The organism is Dankookia sp. GCM10030260 (assembly GCF_042666655.1).
In the GTDB taxonomy this organism is placed as follows: domain Bacteria; phylum Pseudomonadota; class Alphaproteobacteria; order Acetobacterales; family Acetobacteraceae; genus Paracraurococcus.
In genome coordinates this window covers 36759-55262 of the sequence record NZ_JBHTDE010000014.1, presented here as the reverse complement: position 1 = coordinate 55262, position 18504 = coordinate 36759, and the positions used below count along the sequence as shown (strand labels likewise).

25 protein-coding genes and 1 riboswitch are annotated in these 18504 nt (G+C 71.2%); of the genes, 3 read left to right on the top strand and 22 right to left on the bottom strand.

Translation table 11 applies throughout. The annotated features are described in order from the left end of the window. Window positions 1-44 precede the first annotated feature (44 nt). A riboswitch (TPP riboswitch) is annotated at window positions 45-153 on the bottom strand. 50 nt (window positions 154-203) lie between these two features. After that, window positions 204-689 carry a DUF4167 domain-containing protein gene (locus ACFQS7_RS26255; protein WP_380070108.1) on the bottom strand — a complete coding sequence of 162 codons (486 nt, stop codon included), beginning with the start codon at window positions 687-689 and terminating at the stop codon, window positions 204-206. Between the two features lie 240 nt (window positions 690-929). Next, entirely contained in the window at window positions 930-1787 is an 858-nt protein-coding gene (locus tag ACFQS7_RS26250; protein ID WP_380070107.1) for an ATP-binding protein, read from the bottom strand. 64 nt (window positions 1788-1851) lie between these two features. Here ACFQS7_RS26250 and ACFQS7_RS26245 point away from each other — a divergent pair, with 64 nt between their 5' ends. Beyond that, window positions 1852-2100 (top strand): hypothetical protein, encoded by a 249-nt coding sequence (locus ACFQS7_RS26245; RefSeq protein WP_380070106.1) that lies wholly within the window; start codon window positions 1852-1854, stop codon window positions 2098-2100. Window positions 2101-2190: 90 nt separating this feature from the next. Here the strand turns inward: ACFQS7_RS26245 and prmC are convergent, their stop codons facing one another. The 11 genes from prmC to ACFQS7_RS26190 all read right to left on the bottom strand — a co-directional run bounded on the left by prmC (window position 2191) and on the right by ACFQS7_RS26190 (window position 11015). Continuing rightward, window positions 2191-3060: a peptide chain release factor N(5)-glutamine methyltransferase gene (prmC, locus tag ACFQS7_RS26240; RefSeq protein WP_380070105.1), complete on the bottom strand. Its 870-nt coding sequence runs from the start codon at window positions 3058-3060 to the stop codon at window positions 2191-2193. Between the two features lie 31 nt (window positions 3061-3091). Further along, window positions 3092-4147 carry a peptide chain release factor 1 gene (gene prfA, locus ACFQS7_RS26235; protein WP_380070104.1) on the bottom strand — a complete coding sequence of 352 codons (1056 nt, stop codon included), beginning with the start codon at window positions 4145-4147 and terminating at the stop codon, window positions 3092-3094. Next, window positions 4144-5520 (bottom strand): histidine--tRNA ligase, encoded by a 1377-nt coding sequence (gene hisS / locus ACFQS7_RS26230; protein ID WP_380070103.1) that lies wholly within the window; start codon window positions 5518-5520, stop codon window positions 4144-4146. The genes prfA and hisS overlap by 4 nt, the downstream gene beginning before the upstream one ends. A 40-nt stretch (window positions 5521-5560) precedes the next feature. Further along, entirely contained in the window at window positions 5561-5794 is a 234-nt protein-coding gene (locus ACFQS7_RS26225) for a type II toxin-antitoxin system VapC family toxin (RefSeq protein WP_380070102.1), read from the bottom strand. A gap of 20 nt (window positions 5795-5814) precedes the next feature. Continuing rightward, the gene (locus ACFQS7_RS26220) at window positions 5815-5964 is read right to left on the bottom strand and encodes a hypothetical protein (RefSeq protein ID WP_380070101.1); all 150 of its coding nucleotides are present in this window, start codon (window positions 5962-5964) and stop codon (window positions 5815-5817) included. Continuing rightward, window positions 5964-6194: an AbrB/MazE/SpoVT family DNA-binding domain-containing protein gene (locus ACFQS7_RS26215; RefSeq protein ID WP_380070100.1), complete on the bottom strand. Its 231-nt coding sequence runs from the start codon at window positions 6192-6194 to the stop codon at window positions 5964-5966. Before ACFQS7_RS26215 ends, ACFQS7_RS26220 begins: the two co-directional genes overlap by 1 nt. A gap of 70 nt (window positions 6195-6264) precedes the next feature. Beyond that, window positions 6265-6432, bottom strand: coding sequence for a hypothetical protein (locus ACFQS7_RS26210; protein ID WP_380070099.1), 168 nt, complete (start codon window positions 6430-6432; stop codon window positions 6265-6267). Between the two features lie 2 nt (window positions 6433-6434). Further along, window positions 6435-7574: a flavodoxin-dependent (E)-4-hydroxy-3-methylbut-2-enyl-diphosphate synthase gene (ispG, locus tag ACFQS7_RS26205; protein WP_380070098.1), complete on the bottom strand. Its 1140-nt coding sequence runs from the start codon at window positions 7572-7574 to the stop codon at window positions 6435-6437. A 91-nt stretch (window positions 7575-7665) separates the two neighbouring features. Further along, window positions 7666-8628 carry a helix-turn-helix domain-containing protein gene (locus ACFQS7_RS26200; protein WP_380070097.1) on the bottom strand — a complete coding sequence of 321 codons (963 nt, stop codon included), beginning with the start codon at window positions 8626-8628 and terminating at the stop codon, window positions 7666-7668. A gap of 106 nt (window positions 8629-8734) precedes the next feature. Then, window positions 8735-9784, bottom strand: a complete 1050-nt coding sequence (locus tag ACFQS7_RS26195; RefSeq protein ID WP_380070096.1) for an NAD(P)H-dependent flavin oxidoreductase — start codon at window positions 9782-9784, stop codon at window positions 8735-8737. A gap of 4 nt (window positions 9785-9788) precedes the next feature. Beyond that, complete coding sequence (locus ACFQS7_RS26190; protein WP_380070095.1) at window positions 9789-11015, bottom strand: aspartate kinase; 1227 nt, start codon at window positions 11013-11015, stop codon at window positions 9789-9791. 134 nt (window positions 11016-11149) lie between these two features. On the opposite strand from ACFQS7_RS26190, the gene ubiG reads away from it, so the two are divergent. Next, the gene (ubiG, locus tag ACFQS7_RS26185; RefSeq protein ID WP_380070094.1) at window positions 11150-11896 is read left to right on the top strand and encodes a bifunctional 2-polyprenyl-6-hydroxyphenol methylase/3-demethylubiquinol 3-O-methyltransferase UbiG; all 747 of its coding nucleotides are present in this window, start codon (window positions 11150-11152) and stop codon (window positions 11894-11896) included. Window positions 11897-11903: 7 nt separating this feature from the next. On the opposite strand, the gene ACFQS7_RS26180 is transcribed toward ubiG, so the two are convergent. The 8 genes from ACFQS7_RS26180 to ACFQS7_RS26145 all read right to left on the bottom strand — a co-directional run bounded on the left by ACFQS7_RS26180 (window position 11904) and on the right by ACFQS7_RS26145 (window position 17326). Continuing rightward, the gene (locus ACFQS7_RS26180) at window positions 11904-12305 is read right to left on the bottom strand and encodes a hypothetical protein (RefSeq protein WP_380070093.1); all 402 of its coding nucleotides are present in this window, start codon (window positions 12303-12305) and stop codon (window positions 11904-11906) included. 5 nt (window positions 12306-12310) lie between these two features. Continuing rightward, window positions 12311-12805 (bottom strand): DUF1178 family protein, encoded by a 495-nt coding sequence (locus ACFQS7_RS26175; protein WP_380070092.1) that lies wholly within the window; start codon window positions 12803-12805, stop codon window positions 12311-12313. Between the two features lie 173 nt (window positions 12806-12978). After that, the gene (gene grxC, locus ACFQS7_RS26170; protein ID WP_380070091.1) at window positions 12979-13236 is read right to left on the bottom strand and encodes a glutaredoxin 3; all 258 of its coding nucleotides are present in this window, start codon (window positions 13234-13236) and stop codon (window positions 12979-12981) included. Between the two features lie 42 nt (window positions 13237-13278). Beyond that, window positions 13279-13473 (bottom strand): hypothetical protein, encoded by a 195-nt coding sequence (locus tag ACFQS7_RS26165; protein ID WP_380070090.1) that lies wholly within the window; start codon window positions 13471-13473, stop codon window positions 13279-13281. A gap of 142 nt (window positions 13474-13615) precedes the next feature. Beyond that, entirely contained in the window at window positions 13616-14359 is a 744-nt protein-coding gene (locus tag ACFQS7_RS26160; protein ID WP_380070089.1) for a double zinc ribbon domain-containing protein, read from the bottom strand. Between the two features lie 16 nt (window positions 14360-14375). Then, window positions 14376-15962: a rhodanese-like domain-containing protein gene (locus ACFQS7_RS26155; protein ID WP_380070088.1), complete on the bottom strand. Its 1587-nt coding sequence runs from the start codon at window positions 15960-15962 to the stop codon at window positions 14376-14378. A 72-nt stretch (window positions 15963-16034) separates the two neighbouring features. Beyond that, window positions 16035-16886 (bottom strand): RadC family protein, encoded by an 852-nt coding sequence (gene radC / locus ACFQS7_RS26150; RefSeq protein ID WP_380070087.1) that lies wholly within the window; start codon window positions 16884-16886, stop codon window positions 16035-16037. Between the two features lie 263 nt (window positions 16887-17149). Further along, complete coding sequence (locus tag ACFQS7_RS26145; RefSeq protein ID WP_380070086.1) at window positions 17150-17326, bottom strand: hypothetical protein; 177 nt, start codon at window positions 17324-17326, stop codon at window positions 17150-17152. Between ACFQS7_RS26145 and ACFQS7_RS26140 the strand changes: the two genes are divergently transcribed. Continuing rightward, window positions 17325-17546, top strand: coding sequence for a hypothetical protein (locus ACFQS7_RS26140; RefSeq protein ID WP_380070085.1), 222 nt, complete (start codon window positions 17325-17327; stop codon window positions 17544-17546). The two genes, ACFQS7_RS26145 and ACFQS7_RS26140, sit on opposite strands and share 2 nt — an antisense overlap. A gap of 75 nt (window positions 17547-17621) precedes the next feature. Here ACFQS7_RS26140 and map read toward each other — a convergent pair whose 3' ends face one another. Next, the gene (gene map / locus ACFQS7_RS26135) at window positions 17622-18428 is read right to left on the bottom strand and encodes a type I methionyl aminopeptidase (RefSeq protein ID WP_380070084.1); all 807 of its coding nucleotides are present in this window, start codon (window positions 18426-18428) and stop codon (window positions 17622-17624) included. Window positions 18429-18504: the final 76 nt, after the last annotated feature.

Here is an 18504-nt window from a genome sequence, read left to right as displayed (position 1 = left end):
TCCGGGGGCAATCGGTGCGCGGGGCGGACGCCCCCCTTGAGGGTCGCGCCCGTTCGTTCCTCTCCCTACGCCGGCATGACCCGGATCAGGTTCAAAGGGTCACGGCGCCCTTGCCGTATCTCAGCCCCATGCAGGGCCCCCCTTGGAACAAGACCGAGCCTGCGTCCGGCGCCACGTCCTGTCAACGCGGCGTCCGCAAGCGGTCAGACCGGCTCGCGGGTTTCCGGCTGCGGGCCGTCATAGTCGGCGTCGCCCTCGAGCGCATGGCCGTTGACCTGGCCATTCATCTCGCCGGGCTCGCCGCCATTGCCCTCGCCGCCCTCGCTTTGCTCGTTGCCCTGGCTGTAGCGGCGCTGCGGCGCCTGCTGGCCACCCTCGCGCTGCTGCTGCGCCTGGCTCATGGCGTTCAGGATGCGAAAATAATGCTCGGCGTGCTGGAAATAGCCCTCGGCCATCACCCGGTCGCCCGAACTGGTCGCATCGCGGCCGAGTTGGAGATATTTCTCGAACAACTGCTGAGCAGTGCCACGCAACCGCATGTCCGGACCGCTCGAGTCGAAGACATGGTTGCGATTCATCGGCGACTGGCCGGTCTGGCGGAACTGCGGCGGACCGCCCCCACCGCCGCCGCCACCCCCGCCGCCACCACCATGTCGGTGGTTGCGGCCGCGCATGCGTTTCATATTCATCAGTATTGCGTCTGCCGTCTCGCAGGTGGGCCGCCCCGGTCATCCCTCGGAGATCCGAAGGAGCACGGCATTGGCGGTCGATGTCGTCCAAAGCGTTGCGGCCGGCGTGGTGCCCACAGCCCGTCCGCTGCACGAACCCACGCGCCTCGGCGGCAGGCCAAGCCCGTCCGCCCGCGAGGGCCTGTGTCAAGCTAGCCTCCCTGGGCCGCCCCGCCAAACGGTTTTTTCGGCCAGTGCCGATCAGGCCGCCGCCAGGGCCGGTGCGCAAGCGAGCGTGACGGTGAAAACCGCCCCATCCGTACCGTTCGCGGCGGCAATGCTGCTGCCCATGCCATGGACCAGCCCATGGCTGACCGACAGGCCGAGCCCCAGCCCCTCGCCCATCGGCTTGGTGGTGAAGACGGGATCGAACAGCCGTGCCAGCACCGCCGGGTCCAGCCCGCCGCCGATATCCGCCACCTCGATGGCGACGCGCCCCTCGGCGGCCAAGGCGGCGGACAGGCGAATGCGCCGGGGCTGGCCGGGGGGGTCAGCCGGCGCATCGCGTCGCGGGCATTCAGCAACAGGTTCGCCAACACCTGTTCCAACGGCACCCATTGGCTCAACACGGGCGGCAGGCCTGGGGCGATCGCCTGCTCGAACTCCATCTCGTCGTGCCGCAGTCCGGCCCCCGGTCAGCACCAGCGCACCATCCAACGCCCCCCGCACCGAAACCGGCCCGAGCGCGAGCGGCTCGGCCCGGGCGAAGGCCTTCAGGTGCTCCATCAAGGTGCCCATGCGCTCGCCCTGGGCGACGATGCGGTCAAGCCGCCGCAGGGCGTCCGGGATTGCCGCCTCGCCACGGTTGCGCAATCCGCGGGCGGCATTGCCGGCGGCCAGGTACATGGTCGCCGCCGGCTGGCCCAGCCCATGAGCCAAGCCGGCGATCATCTCGCCGAGCGTCGCCAGCTTGGCGCTGGCCTGGACCTGGGCCACGAGGGTCCGTTCCCGGGTGATGTCGGTGATGGTGCCGACCAGTTCGGCGCTGCCATCCGGGAAGCGCTCGGCGATGCGGGCATGCCGCTCGACCCAGATATGGCTGCCGTCCGGGCGGACCATCTTGCGCTCCCGCCAGGACCCGCCCTCCGCCAGCGCATCGCGCAGGTCGGCATTTTCCTGCAGCGTGCGCGATTCCAGCGCATCGGCGGACCGCGGCGACCAGCAGAGTCCAGCCGATGAAAAGCAGGCTGTTGCCGAACAGTATGCCGGCAACTTCATGGGCACTGCCGCGCAACAACAGCATCGGCATGCCGACCTCAAAACAAAGATTGCCGCAGCCGCTCAGCCGGAGCGGCCGCAGATCCGTCTCCGCCTGAGCGAGCAAAAGGCAAAGCAGCCCAAGTGCTGCAACCGTGCAGGATACCGCCAATAAAAGCGTCGGGTAATCGATGCGCATGCGGGTTCCGGCTGGCTTCGGCCGCGGACCACACGACACACGCGAATTTGTTATGGGCTACATCCCTTATACCGTCGCCAGCATCAGTGCCCGCGGCACGCCGCCGAGATCGGCCCGGCAGCCGAGCACGCGCAGCCCCTTTGCCGTGGCGATGGCCTCCACCGCCGGTTGTTGCCCCTGGCCGAGTTCCAGCACCGCCCTGCCACCCGGCGTCAGCAGCCCCGGCAGCATCGCGGCGATGGCGCGATAGGCATCGAGCCCGTCCCTCCCGCCATCCAGCGCCGAGACCGGCTCGTGCCGCGCCACCTCCGGCATCAGGCCGGGGATGGTCGCGCTCTCGATATAGGGCGGGTTGGACAGGATCAGGTCGAAGCGGCCGGCAACCGGCGCGGCCCAATCGGCCACGGCGAAGGCGGAACGGTCGCCCAGGCCGAGCCGCGCCGCGTTGTCCCGTGCCAGTGCCGCGGCGGCCAGCACGCGGTCCAGGCCAAGGCCCGTTGCCGTGGGAAACTCGGACAGCGCCGCCAGCAAAAGGCACCCGGTGCCGGTGCCGAGGTCGAGCACCCGTCGCACCGCGGCACGATCGGGCAGGGCCTCGACCGCCGCCTCGATCAGCGTCTCCGAATCCGGGCGTGGGATCAGCGTGGCGCCGGAGACGGCGAAGCGGAGCGACCAGAATTCCTGCTCGCCCAGCAGATGCGCGACCGGCGCGTGGTCAAGCCGGCGGCGCAGCATATCGCCGAAGCGGGCCGCCGCCGCCGGCGGGACCGCGGCGCGCGGGTCGCGCAGCAGGTCCTCCTGCCGGCAGGCCATGGCATGCGCCAGCAGCAGCCGGGCCTCCAGCCGAGGACTCTCGATCGCCGCCGCACGCAGGTGCTGGCCGGCGCGGCAGAGGAAGAATCCTACCGTCCCGGCCGGATCGGCGCAGGCGGTCATCACGCCCTCCCCTGCACAGGAGGCGCGCCGGTCACTCGCCGTCGGCGGCCAGCCGCGCCGCCTCGTCCTCGGCGGTGAGCGCATCGACGATCTCGTCGAACTCGCCGAGCATCACCCGGTCGATCTTGTGCAGGGTCAGGCCGATGCGGTGGTCGGTGACGCGCCCCTGGGGGAAGTTGTAGGTGCGGATGCGCTCGGACCGGTCGCCGGTGCCGACCTGGCCGCGGCGATCGGCGGCGCGGGCACCGGCCAGCTTGGCGCGCTCGGCCTCGTAGATCCGGGCGCGGAGGATCTTCATCGCCTTGGCGCGGTTCTTGTGCTGGCTGCGCTCCTCCTGCATCGCCACCACGGTATTGGTGGGGATGTGGGTGATGCGGACCGCGCTGTCGGTCTTGTTCACGTGCTGGCCGCCGGCGCCGCTGGCGCGGTAGGTGTCGATCCGCAGGTCGGCCTCATTGATCTGGACGTCGACCTCCTCGGCCTCCGGCAGCACGGCGACCGTGATGGTCGAGGTATGGATGCGCCCCTGGGTCTCGGTCGCCGGCACGCGCTGCACCCGGTGCACGCCGCTTTCGTATTTCAGCCGGGCGAAGACGCCGCGGCCCTGGATCTCGGCGACCGCGCCCTTCACGCCGCCCAGCTCGCCCTCATCGTATTCCATCACCTCGAACTTCCAGCGCCGTACCTCGGCGTAGCGCTGGTAGGCGCGGAACAGCTCGGCGGCGAAGAGCGACGCCTCGTCGCCGCCGGCGGCGGGGCGGATCTCGAGGATCGCGCTGCGCTCATCCGCCGAATCCTTCGGCAGCAGCATGAGGCGGACCTCGCGCTCCAGCCGCGGCACGGCCTCCTTCTGGGCGAGGTACTCATCCTCGGCCAGCTCGCGCAGCTCGGGGTCGGCCAGCATGGCCTCGGCCTCGTCGCGTGCGCGCTCGGCGGCGCGCAATGCCTCGACCTTCTCGACCAGGGGTTCGAGCTCGGAGAGCTCCTTCGACAGCGCGCCGAACTGGCCGCCCTCGGCGGTCGAGAGCAGGTGCCGGACCTCCTCCGCCCGGGTCAGGACCCGGTCGAGCTTGTCGGCGATGCTCACCCGCGGGCCTCGTCGGCGTCCAGCGGCTCGTCGAGGTCGATATCGCTTCCCTCGGCGCCGAACTCCTCTTCCAGAATGGTCTGCAGCATGGCCTGGGCTGCGGTCTCGACCACGCCGGTCTCGGCCAGCGCCCGCAGCAGGTCGGGCAGCGCCACCCGCACCTGGCTGCCGGCATCAAGGTTCTTCACCACTGCCATGCCCTCGGCCAGTTCGGCATCACCCAGGATGACCGCGGCGCCGGCATTGATCTTGTTGGCGCGCTCCATGCGCCGTTTCAAGTTGCCCTTGTAGCCGACCTCGGCGACCACGCCGTGGTCGCGCAGCGACTGCAGGATGGCCAGCGAGGCCAGCTCGGCCGCCTCACCCATCGGGACGATGGCGACCGGGCGCGAGGGCTCGGGCGTCAGCGCATTGGCCTCGACCAGCAGGGACAGCCGCTCGACCCCGGCCGCCCAGCCAACCGAGGGGGTGGCCGGGCCGCCCATCTCCTCGACCAGGCCGTTGTAGCGGCCGCCGCCCATGACGGTGCCCTGGGCGCCGAGCCGGTCGGTGACGAATTCGAAGGCGGTGTGGCTGTAGTAGTCGAGGCCGCGCACGATGCGCGGGTTCTCCCGGAAGGGCACCTCGAAGGCGGTGAGGTAGCGCTTCACCGCGGCATAGAAGGCGGCGGCCTCCGGCGTCAGGTGGTCGTGGATGGTCGGCGCGCCGGCGACCAGGGCGCGGTCCTTGGGGTCCTTGCTGTCGACGATGCGCAGCGGGTTCTTCTCCAGCCGCGCCCGGCTTTCCTCGGACAGCGCGTCGCGATGCGCGGTGAAGTAGGCGACCAGCGCGGCGCGGTAGGCGTCGCGGCTGGCGGCGTCGCCCAGGGTGTTGATCTCGAGAACCGTGCCCTCCTCGATGCCCAACTCCTGCTGGATGTGCCAGCCGCAGGCGATCACCTCCGCATCCGCCAGCGGCTCGGCGGCGCCCAGCACCTCGATGCCGATCTGGTGGAATTGCCGGTAGCGGCCCTTCTGCGGCCGCTCGTAACGGAACATCGGCCCGGCATAGAAGACCTTGCGCGGCAGGTTCGACTGGGTCAGGCCGTTGGTCACCAGGGCACGGCAGACGCCGGCGGTGTTCTCCGGCCGCAGCGTCACGCTCTCGCCGCCGCGGTCCTCGAAGACGTACATCTCCTTCGAGACGACGTCCGAGGTGTCGCCCAGGCCGCGGGAGAAGACCCGGGTATCCTCGAAGATCGGGGTGGACCATTCCTCGAAGCCATAGAGCGTGGCCACCCGCCGCGCCGTCTCGATGACGAGGTGGTGCCGGCGGAACTCCGCGCCGATCAGGTCATGGGTGCCGCGGGCGGGCTGGAGCGGAGCTTGGGCCATGGGTCGCGGTTTGCCGCGTGGCGCGGCCGGGGGCAAGGGTTCAAGGGGCGATGAGGTCGAGCGTCGGGAAATAGGTCCGGTAGCGCGCCGCGTCGCGGGTCAGCAGCCGCAGCCCGGACACCTCGGCATGGGCCCCGATGAACAAATCCGGCAACACGCCGGTGCGGGTCCCGCCGCGGCGGCGATAGGCCTGGAAGACCTTGCCGGCGCGGAACAGGGCGGCGTGCAGGATGGGCAGGACGGCGACCTCCGCCTCGGCCAGCGTCGCCTCCACCTTGGCCAGGCCTTGGAAGCCTAGCCTATCGAGACCTCGGCGAAGACCACGGCATTCGCGCAGAGGCCCTCGGCCGCGGCGGCACGGCCGAATTGTTCAAGCGACCAGTCGGCCCAGGGATTGGGCGCGGAGAGGAGGTCGAGCAGGACATTGAAATTGACCAGGACCATCAGTCCTCGCCCCGGGTCATGGCCATGACCTCGTCGGTCGTCAGGCCGGCGGTGGCGCGGCCGAGCAGGCAGCGGAAACGGTCGGGCGCGGCCGGCGCCTCGGCGGATTTCCGCAGCAGGACCTCGCCGTCATCGGCGACCGTGAAATCCACCCTGCTGCCCGGGGTCAGCCCAAGCCGGTCCCGGATGGGCTTGGGAATGGTGACCTGGCCCTTGACGGTGAGGGGCATGCCCATGGCGGCAATACCTCTTGCCGGACCGGTATTGCCTAGGCAGCCGGGCCGGCCGAAGCAAGCGCGATCAGCGCACCGCCAGGGTCACCGCCAGGTACAGCGCCAACTGCACCCCCAGCATCACCCCCAGCCGCCGCAGCGCGGCATCCCGCCGGCCGATATCCTCGTCCAGCCCCGGTACCTTGTGCCGGCGCAGCGTCCCGACCAGCAATGCCGAGACGCCGAAGCCGTTCACGGCTACTCCGCCGCCTGCTTCGCCGCCTCGGCCTTGGCCACCGCCTCGGCGGCCTGGATCTGCGCCACCTTGCCCTCGACCAGCGCCACCACGTGGTCGACCAAGCCGGCCTCGTCGATGGTATGGTCGGTCTTGCCTGCGGCATAGATCATGTGCCGGCCGGCGCCGCCGCCGGTCAGGCCGATATCGGTCATCAGCGCCTCGCCCGGCCCGTTCACCACGCAGCCGATGATCGACAGCGTCACCGGCGTTTCGATATGCGCCAGCCGGTCCTCCAGCGTGGCGACCGTGCGGATGACATCGAACCCCTGCCGCGCGCAGGAGGGGCAGGAAATGATCTTCACGCCGCGATGGCGGATGCCGAGCGACTTCAGGATCTCCCAGCCGACATGCACCTCCTCCTCCGGCTCGGCGGAGAGCGAGACCCGCATGGTGTCGCCGATCCCGGCCCAGAGCAGGCTGCCGAGGCCCACCGCCGACTTCACCGTGCCGGTCCGCTTCCCGCCCGCTTCGGTGATGCCGATATGCAGCGGGTGGTCGCAGACCTCGGCCAGTTGCTGGTAGGCGGCGGCGGCGAGGAAGACATCGCTGGCCTTCACGCTGATCTTGAACTCGTGGAAGTCGTTGTCCTGCAGGTGGGCGGCGTGCCAGAGCGCGCTCTCGACCAGCGCTTCCGGGTTGGGCTCGCCGTACTTCTCCAGCAGGTGCTTCTCGAGGCTGCCGGCATTGACGCCGATGCGGATGGAACAGCCATGGTCGCGGGCCGCCTTGACCACTTCCTTCACCCGCTCGGCGCTGCCGATGTTGCCTGGGTTGATGCGGAGGCAGGCCGCACCCGCCTTGGCCGCTTCGATCGCCCGGCGGTAGTGGAAATGGATGTCGGCAACGATGGGAACATTCACCTCCCGGCAAATCTCGGCCAGCGCCGCGGTGCTTTCCGGCGTTGGGCAGGAGACCCGGACGATATCGACGCCTGCGACCTCGGCCCGGCGGATCTGCGCGATGGTCGCCGCGGCGTCCTCGGTTGGGGTGTTGGTCATGGTCTGGACGGTGATCGGCGCATCGCCCCCGACCGGCACCTTGCCCACCATGATCTGGCGGGACTTGCGGCGGGTGATCATCTGGTAGGGACGGTAGCTCATGGGGTTTCCCGGATCGTCCTGCGGAATCCTCCCCAATATGGCAGCCCCGGCGCCGATCCCAAAGCACCGGCCTCGCAGGGCCGGGATGTGCCTATTGCGGCGGGGCCGGGGCGGCAGGGCGCGACGGCGCCAGGGCGGCGAGCGGCTGGCCTGCCTTCAGCTTCTCGGCATCGACCTGCAGGTCACGTCGCACCGACTGGCCGGCGCCGAGCCCCGGGGTCGGCTGGCCATCCACCAGCACCTCCAGCCCGCCGGCATTGCCGGTGGACAGCAGCAGCCCGTCCCGGGCCGGCACCTGCCAGGACTCGCCCGGCCGCAGCACCCGATTGACCAGCACCGGGCCGCCTTGGCGCTCCCGCACCTGGATCCAGACCTCGGCGGCCCTGGCGCGCAGCAGGATGCGGCCCTCCGCGGCAACGGGTGGCGGCGGCGCGGGGGCAGCGCCGGGCGGGGCAGCGGGGACCGTCGCGACCGGCGCCGGCTTCGCCGGCACCGGCGCTGCATAGGCAAGGGTCGGATTCACCGTGGCCGCAGGCGGTTCGTGCTCCGGCGCCGTCTCGGGCGGGCTGCCCTCGCGCAGTGCCGACTCGATCGCCGGCGGCAGTGGCGGCACCGCATCGACCGTCCGGCTGCCACTGCCGGACCATTGGTACCAGCCGATATAGGCGCCGACCGCCAGCACCACCCCGACCAGCACCACCGCGCCGGCGGGCACGCCACGGTCGGGCACCGGCTCGGGGAAGACCAGGTCCGTCTTGCGCGCCACGGTCGGGCCGCTCGCCTCGCGGAAGCGGCGGACCACCTCGGCCTCGTCCAGGCCGAGGCTGCGCGCATAGGTGCGGACGAAGCCGACGGCATAGGCCGGCGCCGGCAGGTCACGGACCCGGCCTTCCTCCAGCGCCGCCAGGTAAACCCGGCGGATGCGCAGCGACTGGGCCAGATCCTCGATCGACAGGCCAAGCGCGAGGCGGGCATCGCGCAGTTCGGCGCCGAGCCGAGCAGGCTCGCCGTTGCCGGCTTCGAACTGGGACAGGCGCTTCATGTCGTCGGGCACGCCTCGCGATGTAACCCGGTCACGCCATGACGGCAAATCGAATTCACGGCTGCGCGATCAATCGTCAGGCAATGGACCCGAGCCTGCCACGGCCCGGGCCCGGCTGTCACGCGACGGCGGGCTGCCGGGCGGCGAGCGCGGCCTCCGCCTGGGCCATCAGCTCGGCGATGATCTCGGCCACCGGCTGTTCGCGGCCCACCATGCCGACACTCTGGCCGGCCATCAGGCTGCCCTGCTCGACATCGCCGTCGATCACCGCGCGGCGCAGCGCGCCGGCCCAGAAATGCTCGATCTCGAGCTGCGCTTCGTCCTTGGTCACCACGCCGGCGGTGAAGCGCTCCAGCACCACCGCCTGATGCTCAATGAAGCGGCGGGTGCCCTCGTTCTGCAGCGCGCGCACCGGGATCACCGGAAAGCGCGGGTCGATCTGCACCGTCGGCAGGGCGTCGCGCGCCGCGCCGCGGATGAAGGCCTGCTTGAATTTCGGATGGGCGATGGATTCGGTCGCGCAGACGAAGCGGGTGCCGAGCTGCACGCCGGCCGCGCCCATCTCGAGGTAGGACAGGATCGCCTCGCCGCGGCCGATGCCACCCGCCACGAAGACCGGAACCTCCCGGGCCATGCTCGGCAGGATCTCCTGCGCCAGCACGTTGAGGCTGACCGGGCCGATATGCCCGCCGGCCTCGGATCCCTCGATCACCAGCGCGTCGGCGCCTGACCGCACGAGCTTCCGGGCCAGGGCCAGGGCCGGGGCGAAGCAGACCACCTTTGCGCCGCCCTCCTTGGCCCGCTTGATGGCGGCGCCGGGTGGGATGCCGCCGGCGAAGACGATATGCGTCACGCCGGCTGCCAGGCAGGTCTCGACCAGCTGGTCCAGCCGCGGGTGCATGGTGATGAGGTTCACGCCGAAGGGCTTCGCGGTCAGCGCCTGGGTGCCGGCGATCTCCTCGGCCAGCCGCGGCGGCTCCATCGCGCCGCAGGCGATGACGCCGAAGGCCCCCGCGTTGGACAGCGCGGCGACCAGGTGCCGCTCGCTCACCCAGGACATCGCCCCGCCCATGATGGCAACGCGGCTGCCGAAGAAGGCGGCGCCGCGCGCCATCAGCCGGTCCAGCGCGGCCGCGGAAGCGGTGGTGGCGGGGGCGATCATGTCCATCGCCCTACGCCGCCGGGCCGTCGAGGCCGTAGGCGGTGTGCAGCGCGCGCACCGCCAGCTCGGTGTACTCGGCCGAGATCAGGACGCTCACCTTGATCTCGCTGGTCGAGATGACCTGGATGTTGATGCCCTTCTCGGACAACGCCCTGAACATGGTGTTGGCGACGCCGGCATGGCTGCGCATGCCCACCCCCACGACGCTGATCTTGGCGACCTCGGGGTCGGCCAGGATCGCCTCGAAGCCCAGCTCCGCGCGGGCCTTCTCCAGCGTGTCCTGCGCCCGGGCCAGGTCGGCCTTGCCGACGGTGAAGGTCATGTCGGTGGTGGCGTCGGCGCCGATGTTCTGCACGATCATGTCGACGTTGCAGTTGGCCGCGGCCAGCGCGCCGAAGACGCCAGCGGCGATGCCGGGCCGGTCCGGGACCCGCCGCAGCGTCACCTTCGCATCGTCCCGCGAATAGGCGATGCCGCTCACGATGGGCTGTTCCACGATCTCGTCCTCATCCACCACCAGGGAGCCTGGCTTGTCCTCGAAGCTCGATAGCACCTGCACCCGGACCCGCTGCTTCATGGCGAGCTCGACCGAGCGGGTCTGCAATACCTTGGCGCCGACAGAGGCCAGTTCCAGCATCTCCTCGTAGGCAATGCGGTCCAGCTTGCGGGCGCGCGGCACGATGCGCGGGTCGGTGGTGTAGATGCCGTCCACGTCCGTGTAGATGTCGCAGCGGTCGGCCTTGACCGCGGCCGCGATCGCCACCGCCGAGAGGTCCGACCCGCCGCGGCCGAGCGTGGTCACCCGGTTGCGGGCCGGCTCGATCCCCTGGAAGCCGGCGATCACCGGCACTTGGCCCTGCTGCATGCGCTCGATCAGCAGGCTGCCGTCGATGCTCTCGACCCGGGCCTTGCCATGCGCGCCGTCGGTGACGATCGGGATCTGCCAGCCCTGCCAGGACCGCGCCTCGACGCCCACGGTCTGCAGCGCGATGGCGAGCAGGCCGATGGTGACCTGCTCGCCGGTCGCCACCACCACGTCGTATTCGCGGGCGTCGTGCAGCGGCGACAGCTCCTGGCACCACTTGACCAGCTGGTTCGTGGCGCCGGACATGGCGGAGACGACGACGGCAACCTCGTGCCCGGCCTCGACCTCGCGCTTCACGCGGGCGGCGACGTTGCGGATACGGTCGAGATCGGCGACGGAGGTGCCGCCGAACTTCATCACGATGCGGGCCATGGGGCGCTTCTTGGTGGGAAATTGGGTGGTGCAGGCAATGGGTCGCGCGGTTGCGCCCGCGCGAAGGCCGGCACAGATACCCACCCGGACCCCGCGCTGCAACATTCGCGAGGGGCATGACGAGGATGCGGCACATGGCGCAGGTCGAAAGCGGCACGGCGATCGGGGCGGAGATCGCCAAATTCGACCGGCTGGCAGCCGAATGGTGGGACCCGAAGGGGCCGATGCGGCCGCTGCACGCCATGAACCCGGCGCGGATGGGCTGGATCATCGCCCGCATCGCCCGGCGGCAGGGCCGCGACCCGGCGGCCGAGCGGCCGCTGGCGGGGCTCAGGGTGCTCGATGTCGGCTGCGGCGCCGGGTTGGCGAGCGAGGCGCTGGCCCGGGCCGGCGCCACCGTGACAGGGCTGGACGCGGCGGGATCGGCCCTGGCGGCGGCCCGCGCCCATGCCGCGGCAGGGGGCCTGGCGATCGACTACCGCGAGGGCCGGCCGGAGGACCTGCTGGCCACGGGCGGCAGCGGGTTCGATGCGGTCCTGGCGCTGGAGGTGATCGAGCACGTCGCCGACCGCGAGGGCTTCTGCCGGCACCTGGCCGGGCTGGTGACGCCGGGCGGGCCGGTGTTCCTGTCCACCCTCAACCGCACGCCACGCTCCTGGCTGATGGCCAAGTTCGGCGCCGAATACCTGCTGCGGCTGCTGCCGGTGGGGACGCATGACTGGCGGATGTTCGTCCGCCCGGCTGAGCTGGGCGCGAAATTACGGCAGGCGGGGCTGCGGGTGGTGGACATCGCCGGGCTGAGCATGGACCCGCTGACCGGGCGCTGGAGCACGGGGCGCGATGTCGGGGTGAACTACCTGGTGATGGCGGCGGCGGGGTGACCCGCGCCTATTGCCGCCGCGCCTCGCCGGTGCGGCGGCCGGATGGGTCGTAGAAGCGCGTCGTGTCGCCGCGTGTCTCGGCCCGGCCGGTGGAGCGGCCGGCGCCGTCGTAGAAGCGGGTCGTGTCCCCCCGGCGCTCGGCGCGGCCGGTGGAGCGCCCGGTCGGATCATGGAAACGGCCGCCCTCGGCCCGGCCGGTGCTGCGACCGGCCTGGTCATAGAACCGCGTGGTGCCGTCCCGCGTTTCCGCCCGCCCCGTGCTGCGCCCGGCGCTGTCGTAGAAGCGAGTTGTCCCGCCACGGCTCTCCTGCCGCCCGGTGGCGTGGCCGGCGGCGTCGTAGGTCCGCAGCGTCTCCTGCGCCGAGGCTGCCCCCGCCAGCAACACCAAGCCCAGGACCAGCCAGCGCATCCGTCTCACCCGTCGGCGCGCGGCACCCAGGGCAGGCGCGCGATCTCGATCCCCTCCTCCTGCAACGCCTCGGTATCGGCCTCGGAGGCCTCACCGTAGATGCCCCGGCGGTCGCTCTCGCCGCGGTGCATCCGACGCGCCTCCTCGGCGAAGCCGGGGCCGACATAGTCGCAATTCTTCTCGACCTCGGCCCGCATCCGCTGCAGCAGGGCCACCACCTGCGCCGGCACCGGTCCGGCGGCAGCCTGGCTGCTGCCCGGCGGCGGCAGCGGTGGTGGCGCGGCGGCGGCCGGCGGGGCCGGCGGCGGCACCACTTCCTTCACCCGGCTGCGGCCCTTCTTCGGGATGGCCGGGGCCATCAGCCGCTTGGCGACCTCGGTTGCGCCGCAGACCGGGCATTCGACGAAACCGGCCTTGGCCTGCGCCTCGAAGCCGGCACTGTCAGGGAACCAGCCGTCGAACTCATGCCCGGCATCGCAGCGTAGATCGTAATGGATCATCCCAAGCTTTCCCCGGCCCGCGGCATCGCCCGGACACGAACCTTCATTATAGGCCGGCACTCCGCCATTGGGAGTGCCAAATTCTTGCGCGGACGTAAAGATCCTCGGCACGCCATGCCGGGATGGCCGCCCCGGGCCGCCGCGCCCCGTGTCACTGCGGTCATCGGCGGGCCTCAGGCCGCCAGCAGCGGGTCCAGCTTGCCGGCGCGCTCCAGCGCGGCGAGTTCGTCCGACCCGCCGATCGCGGTGCCATCGATGAAGATCTGCGGCACCGTGGTGCGGCCGCCGGAGCGCGCGATGGCGTCCTTGCGGGCCTGCGAGCCATTGGGCGCGTCCAGCTCCTCGAAGGCGACGCCCTTCTTGCCGAGCAGCGCCTTGGCGCGCTCGCAATAGGGGCAGAACAGGGTGGTGTAGATTTCGACCTTGGGCATGCCATGCAGTTTGGTCCGGCGGGCGCCGCGGTCAAGCACCCGTCACGGCACGGCAAGAAGCAGGGTAATGACCGGGCTGGCCAGCAGGAAGCCGATGGCCACCATGGTCAGCAGCCTGGCCGGCGGATCCTCGTCCCCGGCACCGATCCGCCGCTGCCGGGCCGGCAGGGCGAAGGATGACGTGGTGCCCAGCGGCGGGCCCGATGCGGGCTCGGCACCATGCGGGATGCTGGACATGCGGCCTCCTGCTGCCTGTCGACACCTGACAGGGTCGCGCCTTGGAATGAACTCCGGGTTAGCGCGGCTCGCCAAAGATCGATATCCGCGTCCGGATCGATAACCTGAAAACAAACCACCCGTGCCGGAGGCGGCCGCCAGGTCAGCGCGGCGCCTCCAGCCGGGGATCGGGCACCCGCGCCGCCGCCAGCACGTCCACCGCCGCGGCGCCGGCCGCCAGCAACGCCCGGGCACAGGCCTCGGCGGTGGCGCCCGAGGTCATGACATCGTCCACCAGCAGCACCCGCCGCCCGGCGATCCGCGCGGCGCCGCGGCGGGAGACGGCGAAGGCCTCCGCCAGCAGCGTCGCCCGCGCCGCCGCGCCGAGTTCGCCGAGCGGCGGCGTCGGCTGCACCCGCCGCAGCACATCGGGAAGTTGCGGGATGCCGGAAAGCCGGGCCAGCCGGGCGCCCAGCAACGCCGCCTGGTTGTAGCGGCGCGCGAGCAGCCGCCGCCAATGCAGCGGCACCGGGGCGATGAATTCCGCCCGCGCCAGCAGCGCCGCCCCGGCCCGGGCCATATGGCGGGCGAGCGGGCCGGCCAGCTCGGTGCGGTCGGCATGCTTGAAGGGCAGCACCAGGCGCCGCGCCCCCTCGTCATAGCGCAGCGCGGCGCGGGCGGCGTCGAAGGCGGGCGGCCGGGCCACGCAGGCGGGGCAGGCCGGCCCCGCTCCGGCATGCGGGAAGGGCACGCCGCAGTGGGCGCAGAGCGGCGCGGTGACGAAGGACAGCGTCCCGAAGCAGGCGCCGCAGAGCGCCCCTTGGGCATCCACCGCGGCATCGCAGGTCAGGCAGTGCGGCGGCAGCACCGCATCCAGCGCCGCCAGGCCGAGCCGCCGCAGCACCATGCCGGCTGCCGGAAGGCTAGGCCTGGCCGAAGCGCGCATCGCCGTCGCGGGCGACCTCATGCACCAGGTCGATCTCCCAGGAGAGGTATTCGCGCATCGCCGCCTCCACCCCGTCGTTGCGGTCATAAGGGCGGAGATAGACGTCGATGCAGTCGGCATCCGCGGGGTCGCGGCGGTCCGCTTCCAGCGGCAGGCCGGCCGCCTTCCAGGCGGCGATCCCGCCGGCCAGCAGCGCCACGGGGCCGAGGCCGAGCGCTTCCAGTTCCGGCACCGCCAGCCGGCCGATGGCCTCCTCGGCCGCGACGACCACGATCCGCCGGTCCGCGGCCAGGCGCGTCCGCAGCGCCGCCAGCCGGGTCCGCACGCCCCAGAGCGCGCCGGGCGGATGCCCCTCCCGGAAGTCGAGCGAGCGGGTGAGCTGGATCACCTGCGCGGTGCCGGCCTCAAGCGCCACGGCGAGGTCCGCCGGCGTGACGGTGGCGGGCGAGAGCGCCGCGGCCTCCGGGCAATCGGACTGCCAGGGGCCGGTCTCGAGCGGGCCGGCGAGACCGTCGGTGAGGACATAAACCTCCCAGCCGCCGAGCTGGCGCAGCCAGCCGCCGGTCATCCGGGCCCGCACCCCGGTATCGTCCACCAGCACCACCCGGGCGCCGCGCACCGCGATCCAGTTGTCGCTCCCCTGCACGAGCTGTCCGCCCGGCGCCATGCGGCTGCCCGGCAGGTGGCCGGCCAGGTATTCCTCCGGGTCGCGGACATCGAGCACGTGCGTGGTGCGCGCGGTGTCAGCCAGCAGCGCCGGCAATGCGGCGCGGTCGATGGTCTTCACCCCCCAGCGCTCCGCGAAGGCCCGGGCGCGGTCCAGCGCCAGGGGCAGGCTGGCCGGGGTGCCGCGCGGGAAGCTGGCGGTCCTGCCGCGGTCGCAGGCGAAGCCGGCCAGCTCCCAGCCCATGGTGCCGTTGCGCAGGGCGACGACCTTGTTCGGCACGCCGGCGCTGCGCAGGCTCTCGGCCCCCATGATCGACCGGGTCCGGCCGGCGCAGTTCACCACGATGGTGGTGCCGGGCGAGGGCACCATGTCGCCGATCCGGTAGACCAGCTCGCCGCCAGGCACGTCGATCGCGCCGGGGATGGACATGCGGTGGAACTCGTCCATCGGCCGGCTGTCGAGCACGACCATGTCCTGCCCGGCCTCCATCATCGCCCGCAGCTCGCCGGGGTCGACCGAAGGGGTGTGGTACTGGTGCTCGACCCACTCGCCGAAGGCCTTGGAGGGGACGTTGACGCCGGAGAACAGCACGTAGCCGGCGGCTTCCCAGGCCCGGGTGCCGCCCGCCAGCACCGACACATCGGTGCAGCCGATCGTCGCGAGGATCGCGGCCAGCGTCTCGGCCAGCCCGCCCTCCCCGCCATCGACGCAGCAGATCCGCACGCCAAGGCGCGGCAGGATGGCGCGTGCCCGCGTCTCGGCCCGCGACAGGGCGCAGGGATTGGCCCAGAACAGATGCGACCTGCCGAACTCGCCATCCTCCCGCGCATCGAGGATCGCCAGTTCCCCGCCATCGCCGATCCAGGCCTTCAGCGTCGGCGCGTCGATCATTTGCATGGTCGTCTTCTCCCCCGTTTCGCCGGCCAGCCTAGACCCGTGGGCAGCGGGGCGACAAAGGGGTGAAGCGCGTCACAGCAGGCCTTCCTGGCGCAGCGAGACATGCCGGCCGTTGCCGATGATGATGTGGTCGTGCAACGCGATGCCGAAGACCATGGCGGCGGCCTTGATCTCCCCGGTCATCTCGATGTCCGTGCGCGACGGCGTCGGGTCGCCGCTAGGGTGGTTGTGCACCAGGATCATCGCCGTCGCCTGCAACTCGAGCGCCCGCTTCACCACTTCCCGCGGGTAGACCGGAGTGTGGTTGACCGTCCCCCTGCCCTGCACCTCGTCGGCGATCAGCCGGTTGCGGGTGTCGAGGTAGAGGACGTGCACCTCCTCCACCCGCTCCCGCGCCAGGTGCGCGGTCAGGTAGTCGATCAGCCGGTCCCAGGAGTTCAGCACGACGGTCTGCTTGAATTCCTCGCGCGTCAGGCGGAGGGCTGCGGCCTGCACCGTCTTCAGCGCCGCGGTCCCGGCATCGCCCAGCCCCTCGACCCCGCGCAGCTCGATCGGCGGGGCGGCGATGGCGTTGGCGAAGCTGCCGAAGCGGTTGAGCAGGGCGCGGGCGATCGGCTTGGTGTCGCGCCGCGGCAGGGCCAGGAACAGCACCATCTCCAGAAGTTCGTGGTCCAGCACCGCTTCGGGGCCGGCGACCAGCAGGCGCTGCCGCATCCGGGCGCGGTGGCCGAGATGGCCGGGGGTCTCGGCATCCTCGGCCGTGTCGGGCAGGCCTTCCAGCGGCAAGCCCGGCAGGCGGGGCGCCGGCGCTGGCCGGCGGCGTGGCGCCGCCGCGGTGCGTGGGCTGCGGGCCGGCTCCGGCAGGGACAGCAGGCAAGATAGCCCCGCGTCAGACAGCCCGGACCTCGGATCGGCCTTACCCATTTTGCCCACCTGCGGGTTGTGCAACGCAGGCGATCATAACGATTTGGAGGATTTCGTCTACGAAAAGACGATCCGACCCCGGAACCGTCCCGGCGGCAGGGCGAAGGTTCCGGTCAGCAGCAGGGCACGAAGAAACCAGGCCGGTAGGATGGCTACCGGACGTGGGCGCGCAGTTATGTCATGCCTGTGCATAGTGCGGTTCGCATGGCATCTCGCGCCCCGTTCCTCGCCTGCGCTTGATGCACGTTCGAGTGACATGATCCTCAATCGACCGACTCTTGCGGTGCCGCAAGGCCGGCAACCGTCGCGGTGCGAAGCTCGGCAAGTGTCAAGACACCGAGGGAAACAATGTCAAAACGTTTCGTATTGGCAGTTCTTGCCGCCAGCATCAGCTTGGCCGCCTGTACAAAGCCGGAAGCGCCGCGCACCGCGCCGCCCATGGCTGGTACGGCCGCTGGCACCTGCGACGACCCGATGTCCGGCGCGGCCCGCGACCGGGCGGGCACCGGCTGCCTCGCCGGTGCTACCCAGGGCACGCCGCGGATCGCCGGATGCGATGTCGGCGGTCCGCAGGTTGCCTATCGCGGCCTGCCCATGGGCACGGTGGGCGACCCGAACCGGCGGCTCGGCCAGTATGGCATGCAGCAGAGCTGCCCCTGACCGGGTCGCCGGTCGCGCGGCATAGCCGCACGCGACATTGTCCGGGAGATCTCCTCCCGGACCGGTTCTCGCGGATCAGCCCGAATAGGGCGGCCGATGCAGCCCGGCCGGGGAGAAGGTAAAGACCTCGCACCCCGTCTCGGTAACGCCCACCATGTGCTCGAATTGGGCGGAAAGGCTGCGATCGCGGGTCACCGCGGTCCAGCCATCGTCGAGGATCTTCACGTCCGATCGGCCGGCATTCACCATCGGCTCGATGGTGAAGAACATTCCCGGCTTCAGCACTGGGCCTTCACCGGGGCGGCCGAAATGCAGCACGTTCGGCGGCTCGTGGAAGCGGCGGCCGATTCCATGGCCGCAGAAGTCGCGCACCACCGAGAAACGGTGTCGCTCAACGAAGACCTGGATGGCATGGCCGATATCGCCCAGCGTCGCCCCCGGCTTTACCGCGGCGACGCCGAGCATCAGCGATTCATAAGTGACGTCGAGCAACAGCCGCGACTTGGTCGAGGCGGTGCCGGCGACGTACATGCGGCTGGTATCGCCATGCCAACCGTCGAGGATGACGGTGACGTCGATATTGACGATGTCGCCATCGGCCAGCACGCGCTCGCCCGGGATGCCGTGGCAGACGACGTGGTTGATCGAGGTGCAGATCGACTTCGGGTAGCCACGATAGCCGAGCGGCGCCGGCGTCGCCCCGGCCGCCAGGATGTGGTCGTGGCACAGCCGGTCCAGCTCGCCGGTGGTGATGCCGGGGCGGACATGCGGGGTGATCATGTCGAGGGTCTCGGCGGCCAGTTGGCCGGCCCGGCGCATGCCGGCGAAATCCTCGGACGTGTGGATCGTGATGCGGCGTGAGTCGCCGCCCTGCTGGTCCATGGTGCTCGGCTGTCTCTGGCAGGGTGAATGGCTATTAACATGCGCGTGGGGGCCGCCAGACGCAAGCGCAAGGCTG